This is a genomic window from Rosenbergiella epipactidis (assembly GCF_018494055.1).
Lineage (GTDB): Bacteria > Pseudomonadota > Gammaproteobacteria > Enterobacterales > Enterobacteriaceae > Rosenbergiella > Rosenbergiella epipactidis.
Genome location: NZ_JABBFQ010000003.1, coordinates 239,277 through 252,969, shown reverse-complemented (window position 1 = coordinate 252,969; position 13,693 = coordinate 239,277). Strand labels below are relative to the sequence as shown.

The 13,693-nt window shown below is 48.2% G+C and carries 14 protein-coding genes; 5 read left to right on the top strand and 9 right to left on the bottom strand.

The features are described 5' to 3' along the window. Positions 1-24: 24 nt before the first annotated feature. Positions 25-1,020, bottom strand: coding sequence for a cell division protein ZipA (gene zipA / locus HGT71_RS06700; protein WP_214217102.1), 996 nt, complete (start codon positions 1,018-1,020; stop codon positions 25-27). 215 nt (positions 1,021-1,235) lie between these two features. Between zipA and cysZ the strand changes: the two genes are divergently transcribed. The 5 genes from cysZ (at position 1,236) to crr (ending at position 6,067) form a co-directional block, all read left to right on the top strand. After that, a complete protein-coding gene (gene cysZ, locus HGT71_RS06695; RefSeq protein WP_214217101.1) occupies positions 1,236-2,003 on the top strand; it encodes a sulfate transporter CysZ in 768 nt (255 codons plus the stop codon). Positions 2,004-2,108: 105 nt separating this feature from the next. Further along, positions 2,109-3,077 (top strand): cysteine synthase A, encoded by a 969-nt coding sequence (gene cysK, locus HGT71_RS06690; protein ID WP_214217100.1) that lies wholly within the window; start codon positions 2,109-2,111, stop codon positions 3,075-3,077. A gap of 324 nt (positions 3,078-3,401) precedes the next feature. After that, positions 3,402-3,659, top strand: a complete 258-nt coding sequence (gene ptsH, locus HGT71_RS06685) for a phosphocarrier protein Hpr (protein ID WP_062812147.1) — start codon at positions 3,402-3,404, stop codon at positions 3,657-3,659. A 135-nt stretch (positions 3,660-3,794) separates the two neighbouring features. Then, positions 3,795-5,522, top strand: a complete 1,728-nt coding sequence (gene ptsI, locus HGT71_RS06680) for a phosphoenolpyruvate-protein phosphotransferase PtsI (protein ID WP_214217099.1) — start codon at positions 3,795-3,797, stop codon at positions 5,520-5,522. Positions 5,523-5,563: 41 nt separating this feature from the next. Next, positions 5,564-6,067, top strand: a complete 504-nt coding sequence (gene crr / locus HGT71_RS06675; protein WP_048912386.1) for a PTS glucose transporter subunit IIA — start codon at positions 5,564-5,566, stop codon at positions 6,065-6,067. 34 nt (positions 6,068-6,101) lie between these two features. On the opposite strand, the gene HGT71_RS06670 is transcribed toward crr, so the two are convergent. From HGT71_RS06670 to HGT71_RS06635, 8 genes are all read right to left on the bottom strand, one after another. Continuing rightward, complete coding sequence (locus HGT71_RS06670) at positions 6,102-7,436, bottom strand: ATP-binding protein (protein ID WP_214217098.1); 1,335 nt, start codon at positions 7,434-7,436, stop codon at positions 6,102-6,104. Continuing rightward, the gene (locus HGT71_RS06665) at positions 7,433-8,113 is read right to left on the bottom strand and encodes a response regulator transcription factor (protein ID WP_062812146.1); all 681 of its coding nucleotides are present in this window, start codon (positions 8,111-8,113) and stop codon (positions 7,433-7,435) included. The genes HGT71_RS06670 and HGT71_RS06665 overlap by 4 nt, the downstream gene beginning before the upstream one ends. A gap of 88 nt (positions 8,114-8,201) precedes the next feature. Continuing rightward, positions 8,202-9,086 (bottom strand): cysteine synthase CysM, encoded by an 885-nt coding sequence (cysM, locus tag HGT71_RS06660; RefSeq protein ID WP_214217097.1) that lies wholly within the window; start codon positions 9,084-9,086, stop codon positions 8,202-8,204. 84 nt (positions 9,087-9,170) lie between these two features. Next, entirely contained in the window at positions 9,171-10,247 is a 1,077-nt protein-coding gene (gene cysA, locus HGT71_RS06655) for a sulfate/thiosulfate ABC transporter ATP-binding protein CysA (protein WP_214217096.1), read from the bottom strand. Further along, positions 10,237-11,082, bottom strand: coding sequence for a sulfate/thiosulfate ABC transporter permease CysW (cysW, locus tag HGT71_RS06650; protein WP_099824541.1), 846 nt, complete (start codon positions 11,080-11,082; stop codon positions 10,237-10,239). Before cysW ends, cysA begins: the two co-directional genes overlap by 11 nt. Further along, positions 11,082-11,915, bottom strand: coding sequence for a sulfate/thiosulfate ABC transporter permease CysT (gene cysT, locus HGT71_RS06645; RefSeq protein WP_048912392.1), 834 nt, complete (start codon positions 11,913-11,915; stop codon positions 11,082-11,084). The genes cysW and cysT overlap by 1 nt, the downstream gene beginning before the upstream one ends. Next, positions 11,912-12,922, bottom strand: a complete 1,011-nt coding sequence (gene cysP / locus HGT71_RS06640) for a thiosulfate ABC transporter substrate-binding protein CysP (protein WP_214217095.1) — start codon at positions 12,920-12,922, stop codon at positions 11,912-11,914. The genes cysT and cysP overlap by 4 nt, the downstream gene beginning before the upstream one ends. 125 nt (positions 12,923-13,047) lie before the next feature. After that, positions 13,048-13,662, bottom strand: coding sequence for an RpoE-regulated lipoprotein (locus HGT71_RS06635; RefSeq protein ID WP_214217094.1), 615 nt, complete (start codon positions 13,660-13,662; stop codon positions 13,048-13,050). Between the last annotated feature and the right edge of the window lie 31 nt (positions 13,663-13,693).

Below are 13,693 nucleotides of genomic sequence, written 5' to 3'. Positions count from 1 at the left end.
TGATAGTCTGACAGAAGCGATAAGTTACGAGTGGCTAATCACTTCACGAATTCGAGCTTTATAAACTTCCACTTTCTGCGGGGTCAACATATGGCGTTCGTCGTCCATCACGACTCCCCCCACATCATCGGCAATACGTTGCGCGGATTGGAGCATTAACTTGAAGTTTTGCAGTGCATCACCATAACACGGGACCATCATAAAGATAGAGACACTTGGCGTGGTGAAGTCAGACATCGTATCCGGGTCGAAGGATCCTGGTTTTACGCTGTTCGCTAAACTAAAGAGTACCGGGCCGCTGCCGGTCGGGCTAAGGTGACGATGGAAGATATTCATTTCACCAAACTGGAAACCGGCTTGTAAAATAGCTTGCAGTAAAGGTTCACCCTTTAATTCGCTGCCTGCATGGGCCGCCACATGGAATACCAAGACAGTTTCAGTGAGCGGTTTTTCAGCCGCAACAGGTTTGCTCTCTTCTGGCTCAGCGGCGGGCTGCTCTTGCACAGTCGGTGCAGGCGTAGGCTTAGGCGTCTCGCTCTCAACAGGTTGACGTGATGGTGCTTCAACTGGATCAACAGGCGCTGTCGGCTTAACCACGGGTTCAGCCGCCGCTTCGCGATGAGTCGGCGCAGGAGGTGTAGTCGGATTCTGCTTAGCCTCTTCAGGTCCCAAGAGCGGGTCACCTTGTAGAGCGATACCGTCACGCAATGAACTGCTTTTCGCTGGTATCTTTTGCTGAGGTTCAGAAGGTTTTTCTTGGACGTTAGCACGAGGCTGAGCAGGTGCAGCGTCACGAGGAGTAGAAGAGTGTGGCGTATGAACAGGAGATTTTTCCTGAGCAGGAGCCGTTACTTCATCTTCGTCGAGACTCTCATCACGACGTTGCATAAAGTGCTTATGAGGACGATCACGGAAAACGCTAGACCGCTCTTTACGATTAGTCCATAAACCGTGCGCCAGTAACGCGATAATCGCGATAGCACCAACAACTATTAAGATCAGACGCAAATCCTGCATCACTATATTCTCTGTTGTTCAAACACTTTGCCTAAAAAAGGCACCTATATACCACTAAATGTATTGGTCAGCGCGAATAAGTGCAAGCATACACTGCCATTTATCTTGAATAATATCACTAATCTGGTGCGATTGATTAAATTAACAGCAGCAAGGCCTACGCCGAGACAAAAAAAACGTTACTATGAGAAGGTGATTATAATTATGAGTAATTGGATATGACACAGCGTCAACAACCTCTCCCCTCTTCCGGTTTCACCTATGTAAGATTAGGGTGCCATCTCGTTTGTTTACCCGGTATTCGCCGTTATGTCATCGTTCCGTTATTGATTAACATTCTTTTACTCGGCACTGCATTCTATTGGTTATTCACTAAGCTCCATCAATGGATCCCCCAGTTAATGAGCTACGTACCGCATTGGTTGGCGTGGTTGAATTTCGTCCTCTGGCCACTCGCCGTTATCTCTATTGTGCTGGTCTTTGGCTACTTTTTTTCCACCCTCGCCAATTGGATAGCCGCGCCCTTCTTCGGTTTATTGGCTGAACAGCTCGAACAGCATCTCACCGGTCATACACCCGATGACATGAGCTGGTGGTCCTTAATTGCCGACCTGCCTAGAATTATGAAAAGGGAATGGCTCAAGCTCTGTTATTACCTCCCCCGCGCGGTGGGTTTACTGCTTATCCACTTTATTCCTGGGATAGGTCAACTACTGGCACCCATTCTTTGGTTTATCTTCGGAGCTTGGATGATGGCTATTCAATATTGCGATTACCCTTTCGATAACCACAAGATCGCTTTTGCGAATATGCGTAGAAATCTTGCCGGTGATCGAAAAATTAATCTAGAATTTGGGGGACTGATTAGTGTTCTTACAATGATCCCTATTATCAATTTAGTCATTATGCCGATTGCCGTCTGCGGCGCGACTGCGCTTTGGGTAGATCGTTACCGTCAAACGCTCATCAATAATGATCGCCCGTAGTTATTGCACTCTGACATATCGATATATCATTTCGTCACTTCACTGCGACCGTATAAAGCGTATTCTCACTAGGTTCCCCAAAATTCAAAGAGTTAAGGAAAGGATATGAGTAAGATTTACGAAGATAACTCGTTAACAATCGGCCACACGCCTTTAGTCAGGTTAAACCGCCTCGGTAATGGACGTATTCTTGCTAAGGTTGAGTCACGAAATCCGAGCTTTAGCGTGAAATGCCGAATCGGCGCGAACATGATTTGGGATGCCGAAGAAAAAGGGTTATTGAAAGCGGGCGTCGAATTGGTCGAACCCACGAGCGGTAATACTGGCATTGCCCTTGCCTATGTGGCGGCTGCCCGCGGTTATAAATTGACGCTGACCATGCCCGATACCATGTCAGTGGAACGCCGTAAACTACTCAAAGCTTTAGGGGCTAACTTAGTCTTAACTGAAGGCGCAAAAGGTATGAAAGGCGCTATTGCCAAGGCCGAAGAAATTGTTGCCAGTAATCCCGCAAAATATTTGATGCTACAACAATTCAGTAACCCTGCTAACCCGGCTATTCACGAGAAAACGACTGGCCCTGAAATCTGGGAAGATACTGACGGTGAAGTGGATGTCTTAATTTCCGGTGTTGGCACTGGCGGTACCCTGACCGGTACGGTGCGCTATTTAAAACAGACTCAAGGTAAAACCAGTTTGTACGCCGTGGCGGTGGAACCGACAGACTCGCCGGTAATTACACAAACCCTCGCGGGTGAAGAAGTTGTGCCAGGCCCCCATAAAATTCAGGGTATTGGCGCAGGATTTGTGCCTGACAACTTGGACTTGAGTTTAGTCGATCGCGTCATGACTATTACCAACGATGAATCCATCACCACTGCCCGTAATTTAATGGAGTCAGAAGGGATTTTAGCGGGCATCTCTTCAGGTGCAGCGGTTGCGGCAGCACTGAAGTTACAACAAGAGCCAGAGTTTGCCGATAAAAATATCGTCGTTATCCTCCCTTCTTCTGGTGAGCGTTACCTATCCACAGCGTTGTTTGCAGACCTGTTCACAGAAAAAGACAACGGTTAATAGACTTTCTTCTTGCCTTAAAAAAAGCTGTCTATAAAAGCACCTAAGGGTGCTTTTTTTGTGCAGTAGATCTCAATTTTGCTTGGTTCGCATTTGCTTTACTCCTGCTGATTCTGGTATCAACGATGAGATTTATTTCGAGCCAAAAAATAATGCGCTCGTTTTTTTGCTTTTGATCAACATCACATTGCAAAAACGGTAGGGTTATCGTCGCAATTGAAGTATAACTTTTAGTTGAACCGTCACCTTAGGCAGGTTCAATGCGTTATAACATTTGAATAATCACGTTAAGTAATAAACCTTTTGATTATCTTGGGGAAAAATATGTTTCAGCAAGAAGTAACAATTACTGCACCAAATGGTCTACACACCCGTCCCGCTGCACAATTCGTAAAAGAAGCTAAAGGGTTTCAGTCTGATATTACCGTTACCTCTCAAGGTAAAACGGCCAGCGCTAAAAGCCTCTTCAAATTACAAACCTTGGGATTAACTCAAGGAACCGTGGTAACCCTTAGCGCGGAAGGCGAAGACGAGCAGCAAGCGATCGAACATTTAGTAAAATTAATGGCTGAACTTGAATAACTGGCCTGCAATACGATAAGCCCATTGATTATTGGTCAAGCGTAGCTTTACACTCAATGGCTCCATTGAGCCGCTACACTTGGGCGCTTACTTCCAGTATTTACACTTAAGCATCGTTGATTTAAAGGTAAGATTATGATTTCTGGTATCCCTGCGTCACCCGGTATTGCATTCGGTAAAGCACTCCTTCTAAAAGAAGATGACATCGTCATCAATAGCCACAAAATCGATCCGAGCCAAGTTGATCAAGAAATTAATCGTTTTCTTGAAAGTCGCCAGAAAGCCTCTGCACAATTAGAGACGATCAAAACAAAAGCAGGCGAAACCTTTGGTACCGAGAAAGAGGCTATCTTCGAAGGGCATATTATGCTGCTGGAAGATGAAGAGCTTGAACAAGAAATCATCGATCTTATCCGTAAAAATCATCAAACTGCTGATGCGGCAGTACATGCCGTTATCGAAGACCAAGCCTCTGCGTTAGAAGAATTAGACGACGAATACCTTAAAGAGCGCGCGGCAGACGTGCGGGATATCGGTAAGCGTCTGCTGCAAAACATTCTTGGTTTGACCATCGTTGACCTCAGCGCAATTGCTGACGAATCGATATTGGTTGCGAAGGACCTGACGCCATCCGAAACCGCACAGCTAAACCTTGAGAAAGTTTTGGGCTTTATCACCGATTTAGGTGGCAGAACCTCACACACCTCGATTATGGCCCGCTCTCTAGAGCTACCTGCCATCGTGGGGATTGGTAATATCACCCAATCGGTGAAAAACGGTGATTTTCTCATTCTGGATGCCGTCAATAACCAAGTTCTGATTAACCCTTCAGAAGATGAAATCGCGGAACTGCGTGAAATTCAAACCACTTGGTTAGATGAAAAACACGAGATGGCGAAGCTGAAAGACCTTCCGGCGATTACGCTAGATGGTCATCACGTTGAAGTCTGCGCCAATATCGGAACGGTACGTGATGTCGCCGGTGCTGAGCGTAATGGTGCAGAAGGTGTCGGACTATATCGTACCGAATTCTTATTTATGGACCGTGAGTCACTGCCTTCTGAACAAGAGCAGTTTGAGGCCTATAAAGCCGTCGCCGAAGCAGTCGGGGCGCAAGCCGTTATTATCCGTACCATGGACATCGGTGGCGATAAAGGCCTGCCCTATATGAACCTGCCCAAAGAAGATAACCCCTTCCTCGGTTGGCGCGCGATTCGTATAGGCATGGATCGTAAAGAGATCCTTCACGCACAGCTTCGCGCTATCCTGCGTGCCTCTGCATACGGCAAACTGCGTATCATGTTCCCGATGATTATTTCCGTTGAAGAAGTGCGTAGCTTAAAAGCTGAACTCGATACGCTAAAAGCGCAATTAACCGCAGAAGGTAAGGCGTTTGATCAAGCGATTGAAGTCGGAATTATGGTTGAAACCCCTGCTTCAGCCGCGATTGCCCATCACTTAGCGAAAGAAGTCGATTTCTTCAGTATCGGAACTAACGATCTGACGCAATATACCTTAGCCGTTGACCGGGGGAATGACCGAATTTCCCATTTATATAACCCAATGAGCCCTTCCGTACTGCTTTTAATCAAGCAAGTTATTGACGCATCTCACGCTGTTGGAAAATGGACGGGAATGTGTGGCGAGTTAGCTGGCGATGAACGTGCTACACTATTACTATTAGGCATGGGACTAGATGAGTTTAGTATGAGTTCTATTTCTATCCCTAGAATTAAAAAAATTATTCGTAACACTAATTATGAAGACGTTAAAGCTTTAGCCGCGGAAGCCCTTGCGCAACCAACTGCCGAAGACTTAACGAATATCGTTGATAAGTTTATTAAAGAAAAAACACTTTGCTAACTTGTCACAAGTGTTTCGACGTTATTGCTTAGGAGAAGATCATGGGATTGTTTTCTAAACTTTTTGGCGACAAATCGGATAGCGATTCAAGCAACATTGAAATTGTTGCGCCGCTTTCGGGCGAAATTGTCAATATCGAAGATGTACCGGATGTTGTTTTCGCGGAAAAAATCGTTGGTGATGGTATCGCTATTCGTCCTAACGGCAACCAAATTGTGGCCCCAGTCGAGGGAACAATTGGTAAAATTTTCGAAACTAATCACGCCTTCTCTATTGAGTCGGATAACGGCATCGAACTGTTCGTACACTTTGGTATCGATACGGTTGAGTTAAAAGGTGAAGGCTTTAAGCGCCTCGCAGAGGAAGGACAAAAGGTTAAGAAAGGTGATCCTATCATCGAGTTCGACTTAGCCTTCCTTGAAGAGAAAGCGAAATCAACGCTGACCCCTGTCGTCATCTCTAATATGGATGAAATCAAGTCGCTATCCAAACTGTCGGGGCACGTGACAGTCGGCGAAACACCGATTATGCGGATTCAGAAATAGTGATAAAAAAGCTCATCCTTGGATGAGCTTTTTTTTACTCAGGCCACCGTGGCAGACGTATTGAAATTTTAAGCCCACCTTCCTGACGGTTGGACGCCGAGACTTGACCATGATGTGCCGTAATCACCTTGCGCACGATCGCCAAGCCTAATCCATAACCTTTACCAGAGAGCGAAGATTGTAAGCGAACAAAGGGATCAAAAATACTGGATATTTTATCCTCTGCCACGCCGGGTCCACTGTCACAAATCGTGAGGAGCAGTGTATCGCGGTCGACCTCTAATTTGACCACTATTACCTGTCCCTGTGTTGAATAGCGTAAGGCATTACGTAATACATTCTCGATAGCACGACGAATAAGCTCAGCGTTGCCTCGGACCGTTACCGACTTAAGACTATCGTAATGAGCCACCACATCGACCTGCGGTCGTTGAGCCTCGTAGCGCACATCAACCAAGATCGCCTCTAGCAGCGCTATAAAATCGAAATACTGGTCAATATCAATGCCGTCGTGCTCAGCGCGCGATAAGGTCAGTAGCTCGCCGATCATTTTATCAAGCCGTTCAGTCTCAAGATCGATACGATCCAGCGATTGAGGGATATTCAACTCACTCTGTCGTGCTAAACCGACTGCAAGCTGTACTCGCGCCAAAGGTGTACGCAGCTCGTGAGAAATATCATGAAGTAGCGCTTCCCGGGCTTTAACCAGCACATCGATACGTTCAACCATCGCATCAAAGTCCTTTGCCACTATTGATAACTCGTCATAACGACGCTTCATGGCGGGGAAAAGTCGTGCAGTCAGATCACCGCGTGAGACTTTGGCAAATCCTTCCCGCAGCTGTCTAATTGGTCGAGTCATATTCCAGGCTAAGAGCAAACTGAAGAAGATGCCAAGAAAAGGCGCGAAAAACATGATCGGCGTAGGGATATGCAAGGAATCGTGCCACGAGCGGTGGTTTCGTTCGTCAAAGCGCTCCAACCCGCTGTAATCCAGTATGACTTGATAGCGATGCCCCGCATTATCGTGAAGCTGCTGGCTGATCTGAGTGGGGACCCCTCGTGCCTCTTCATCGCTATTGTTCGGGGTAACCGAGGTGTCAGTCAGCGTCACCTGCGGCCTAACCTCCGGTTCCCAACTCTCGACTAAACCTTTCACGGCCGCGGGGCCTGACGAGTGCGCCAGTAGCTGAGTGATAGACGCCAGTTGAACTTGTTGTAAACTACGCTGTTGTCTAGCAAACGGCGAGCCATCATCATGGGAAAAAAGCGAAAATCCTAACCAGATGACTTGGCTTATCAATAGAAATACAAATAGAAAAGCCACCAGCATCTTGGTGAATAAGCGCCTTGGATAACGTTGATTCATCGAATTTTGTAACCAATACTGCGCACGGTTTCGATAAAGATTTGGTCCTGAGTGGTTTTGGCAATTTTCTGGCGAATATTACTGATATGCACATCGACGCTTCGGTCATAGGCTTCACGTGTTCGGCCTAATGCTTTTTCCGAAAGTTCGTCTTTCGATACCACACGGTCCCCTGCCACTAAGAGCAGTTCAAGTAAGTTAAACTCTGATGCCGTGAGATCAATTGGTTGCTGTTGCCATGTCACTGAACGCATCGCTGGATTCAGCTCGAGTTCTTTTAAGATTAGCGGTTGATTATCGCTAGGGGCGACCGGAATCTCTTCAAAACGACGCATAACCGAACGTAAGCGGGCGACCAGCTCTCGTGGATAACACGGCTTGGGCATATAATCATCCGCCCCCATCTCTAAGCCAATCACACGGTCGATATTTTCGCCCTTCGCGGTCAGCATAATGATAGGTAATCGGTGGTGCTGGCGTACCTGACGTAACACCTCAATCCCACTGATATCAGGTAGCATGATATCCAAGATCATCGCATCATAATGCGTCTGATTAATGACCTCTAAGGCTCGTTTACCGTGGGTAATGACATCAGTATTCATTCCTTCGCCCGCCAAGTATTGGCTGAGCATCTGTCCTAACTCTTGATCGTCTTCAACTAATAAAATTTTCATACTATGGCCTCTAACTCACTTTGCGTATAATGACGTCTTTTCTGCCGAGATTCTGTTAGATTTACACAATAATTACGCTTTAATCGTCTTACTGATTAAAAACGCCGGTCGAGAGATATCGGTCACCGCGATCGCAGACTATCGCGACTACTACCCGTTCAGGATGCGATTCAGCAAGGCTTAACGCCGCCGATACCGCGGCCCCCGAACTTATCCCGCCGAAAATCCCTTCTTGCTGTGCCAGCGCGCGCGTTGAATCCTCCGCCCGCTCTTGGGTCATCATCACGATATCATCAACCCATTGCGGCTGATAAATCGTCGGTTGGTACGCCTCTTTCCAATGGCGGATCCCCGCAATCTGGCTTCCCGCGGCAGGTTGTAATCCAATAATCTGAATGGCCGAGTTTTGCTGCTTAAGATAACGGCCAGTGCCGCTGATCGTACCGGTTGTCCCCATACTGGATACGAAGTGAGTAATACGGCCGGCAGTCTGTTGCCAAATTTCTGGGCCAGTAGTCTGGTAGTGCGCTAACGCATTATCTGGATTATTAAATTGATCCAATACGATTCCCACGCCTTGTGCTGCCAGAATTTGTGCATAATCCCGCGCATATTCCATACCCTGAGCTTGGTCGACCAAAATCAATTCAGCCCCATAGGCCTGCATCGCCGCTTGGCGTTCAGTACTCATATTATCGGGCATTAATAGCTTCAATTTATAACCTAGCACCGCACAGATCATCGCGAGCGCAATACCGGTATTACCACTGGTGGCTTCAATTAAGGTATCACCCGGTTTAATAAGACCCCGTTGTTCGGCCTTGCGCACCATTGACCAGGCTGCGCGGTCTTTAACCGACCCTGCAGGGTTATTACCTTCCAGTTTCACCCACACCTCACCCGCGCCGGCGGCGGGCAGACGCTGCAATCGAACTAAGGGCGTATTACCTATCGTGCTTTCTAGGGTGGTCACGTTTTTTTCCTATCGCTTAAACGCCATCAGCCTAGGTAGAAACCTAGGCTGATGGCAATGCTAACCTTGAAATTATCAGTACGGTTAATCAAAGGCAAGTGGCGCTAAGAGATTGTCTTGTTGATACACCCGTGCTTGCGCGACATTAAGATAGACTGTGCTGCCCCGCTCAGGCGCGATCACCGTTTGACTCACGGCAGAGATCGGATCAATGGCTAAGCCCTCGACCTCTAGGCTGAGTTGCCAAAAGTGGCCCCGAGGGGTGACATCTAGGACCTTCGCCGGCAGGCGATGTAATGCATCCGGTATCGCTGACAAGGTCAGTTCCCAAGGGCGAAGAAAGAGGTCGATATTGCCCTGTGCAGGATAAGGTTGACTCAGTTGCCACTGCTGCCCCCCCACTTGCAGTGATTGTCCGGCAATCGTCGCAGGGAGTTTGTTGATCTCACCTAAAAATTCCAACACGAATCGGCTCTTTGGCTGCTGCCAAACTTGCTGCGGGGTACCATGTTGTTCGATATTTCCTTGGCTCATCACCACGATATGATCAGCAACGTCCATCGCCTCTTCTTGGTCATGCGTCACAAAGACACTGGTAAATTTCAGCTCCTCATGTAGCTGGCGTAACCAGCGACGCAGCTCTTTACGCACTTGCGCGTCTAGGGCACCAAAGGGTTCGTCGAGTAATAAAATTGCAGGTTCAACTGCCAGCGCACGGGCTAACGCCACACGCTGTTTTTGCCCACCGGAGAGCTGAGCAGGATAGCGTTTAGCGAACTCCTTAAGCTGCACCATCTCCAAGAGTTTCATTACCTTTTCACGGATCACGACTTTGCTCGGACGCGTAGTGCGCGGCATCACGGTCAGACCAAAGGCAATGTTATCGAAGACGTTCATATGGCGGAATAGCGCATAATGTTGGAAAACAAACCCCACCTGCCGATCCCGAGCATGGACTTGGCTTACATCACGTCCATGGAACATGATCTCCCCAGCATTCTGGTTTTCCAACCCAGCGATAATACGCAGTAACGTGGTTTTTCCCGATCCAGATGGCCCTAGTAACGCTACCATCTCACCGGAGGGGATATCCAGACTGATGTTGTTCAGTACCTGAGTCTGACCAAAAGATTTAGAGATCTGGTTAATATTAATGCTCATTTTCGCCTGCCTGTGCGCCGTGCTGCTGACGTTCTAAGCGCCATTGCAATACACTTTTTAAACATAAGGTGACCATCGCCATCATGGCGAGTAACGCCGCAGCCGTAAAGGCCCCAACGGTATTATAATCTTGGTTCAGCAGTTCTACTTGTAACGGAAGCGTATAGGTTTCGCCGCGTATCGCGCCAGAAACCACCGACACTGCGCCAAACTCGCCGATCGCTCGCGCATTGGTTAAGACCACACCGTACAGTAATGCCCAACGGATATTCGGTAGCGTCACGCGACGAAACATTTGCCAGCCATTGGCCCCCAGCAAGATCGCCGCCTCATCCTCTTGGCTCCCCTGACTGAGCATCACCGGCACTAACTCTCGAATCACAAAAGGACAGGTAACGAAAATTGTCACGAGTACCATTCCCGGCCAGGTAAACATCACTTGGATATTATGCGCGTCCAGCCAGCTCCCCGCAGGACCATTAATCCCCCAAAACAGCAGATAGAGTAAACCGACCACGACCGGTGAAATCGCAAACGGAATATCGTACAAGGTTAACAAGAACTGCCGTCCTGGGAAATTAAAGCGGCTGACTAACCACGCCAACAAGGTGCCAAAAATTAAGTTTACCGGCACGGTGATAAATGCGATCAGAACCGTTAGCCAGATGGCGTGTAACATGTCACCGTCACGCAAATTGTGTAAGGCAACCCCTACCCCTTCGCTAAGCGCCTGCCAAAAAATATAGATCAGTGGTACTAGTAGAAAGAGTGCGGCGCTGAGCAGGGCCAAACCGATCAGTATCCATTTCGTCCAAGGGCGTGATGAGACAGCCATTATTTACCCCCTAAACGACGCCCGTAGCGACTCTGTAGTGTATTGATAGTAAATAGCAGTATTAACGATGCCCCCATAATGACCGAGGCGATAGCGCTAGAGGCTGGGAAATCAAATTCTTGTTGGCGAACAAAGATCAGCAACGAGATTACTTCAGTCTTCCATGCAATATTCCCGGCGATAAAGATGACGGCACCAAACTCTCCCAGACTGCGGGTAAAAGAGAGCGCAGTCCCGGCGAGCAGCGATGGCGCAATTTCCGGTAAAATAACCTTGAAGAAAGCCTGTCGAGGCCGTGCACCCAACGTTTCGGCGGCTTCTTCATACTCTGGGCCAAGCTCTTCTAATACTGGCTGAACGGTTCGGATCACGAAAGGAATACTGGTAAACGCCATGGCGACCGCGATCCCCAACCAGGTGTAAGTCACCTTAATACCGTGCTCCGCCAGCCAATGGCCGTACCAACCATTCGACGAGAATAATCCCGCAAGCGTTAAGCCTGCCACCGCCGTCGGCAGGGCAAAGGGGAGATCCATCAAGCCATCCAGAAATGTCCGGCCTGGGAAACGATAGCGCGTTAATACCCACGCCATTAAGGTTCCAAACACCGCGTTAAAGAGTGACGCTACCGCGGCCGATAGCAGTGTAATTTTGTAGGCGGCGACTAACTGCGGCTCGCTGATAACCCGCCAATACTCGGCCCAAGTCATGTGCGATAACTGCATCAATAACGCGCTGACCGGTAACAGTAAAATCAAACAGGTAAAGAATAGGCTGGTACCAAGACTCAGGCCAAACCCGGGTAAAACGCGACGTTGACGTGAAAAAATCATAGTGTTGATCCTGCTGCCTGCAATGTATCGAACTCCCCTTGCGGTGCGAACTGTGACTGCATGGCTTTCTGCCATGAGCCAAACTGCTGTTCAACCGTGAAAAAATGAACCGGCGCAAAATGCTGTTGCGCCACAACGCTCGGTGTCGCGTGATAAGTACGGTAATAAAAACGCGTTAAGATGTTTTGCGCCTCGGGTTGGTAAAGAAAATTAAGGTAAGCTTTTGCCACCGTGGTGGAGTGATCGCGCTCAGTATTGCGATCAATCCAAGTAACAGGAAACTCAGCTTTAATATTAGTCTGCGGAATAATGACTTGGTAATGCTCATCGGGGTATTGCTGTTGTAAAGCGCGTGCTTCGGCTTCAAAGGTGATCAGTACATCGCCCAATTTTTGATTCACAAAGCTTTGGGTCGCCCCACGTCCGCCAATATCGGCGACCTGAGTGTTTTTTACCCACTGACGCATTGCCCGGCGCACCGCTGAAATATCTTGATGATGAGAGAGGCTTAACGCCCCCCAAGCGGCCAACCAGGCATAACGACCATTGCCTGAGGTTTTAGGATTAGGATAGATAAGCTTAACACCCGGTTTGACCAGATCCTGCCAACCTTTGATATCTAAAGGATTACCGCGACGTACCACTAGAGCCATGGTTGAGTAATAAGGTGAACTGTTATTGGCTAGACGTTGTTGCCAGTCGCTGGGGATCAGCTGCCCTCTGTCATGCAGTATCTGAACGTCAGGCACTTGATTAAACGTCACCACATCGGCACGCATCCCTTGTAATAAGGCAAGGGCTTGTCTGGACGAACCACCATGGGATTGACGGATTGTTAGGGTATCTTGTGGGTGCTGAGCGTCCCATTGCTGAATAAATACCGGGTTCAATTGTTCATACAGCTCGCGTGACACATCGTAGGAGCTATTGAGTAATTGAGCTGGATAGGCAGACGGTGCAGCGAGCAGTAATAGGCCCACCACCGATGATGTATAACGTCTCTTCATACCTGAAAATTCCAATCTCAACCTCAGTCAATCTAGAAGTTCTCAGTGTATTAATAAGGATAAAAAAGCAGTAATGGTTTTATATACCGATTACTGCTGTGTAATTGCTAAAAAATATATAACGATTAGGCGTGCCAGACGATCTCAGAGAGTGTCCACTGCTTGAGCGTGGCATCGGCAGGCATGATACCGGAAGGACCACTGAACTCGCCTTGGTAGATAACCTCAAGATGTTGGCTATTCGGGACTTTACACTGCACATGCTGGCTATCACGGCCTGGCTGACAGTTACCATACGCTTTCTGGAATAACGCAGAGAACGGTGCGCCAAATGCGATACCCTTAGGCGTAGCAATCTGGGTATCCGATACACTGATTTTATTCACCGTGCCATCGCCGTAAAAGGTCATCGCTACCTGTTGATCGTTCATCGCTTGAATATAGCTTTCAATTTGCCCATTGCGCGTGCCCATTCCTTGACGGATACGGTAATCGCTGCCAATACCTTCACTGATTGCCTCGGCATTAAAAGGGGTTGAGCGAGTAATTTTCCCCACGCCTTCCTCACTCACGGCGACTGAGGAGCCAAACCAGTTCCATGGCAGTGCGGAGGACCACGAATAGCTTAAGGGGTTCCACCAATGGACGCTACTGTTCGACGTGTTTGCCTGATGGCTGGAACCCGCACAGCCGCTGAGCAATACCACACTGGCAAGCAGTGCACAGGGTAACGCTTTCATTTCAATTCCTCTTGCAGAGCTGATCAATGCT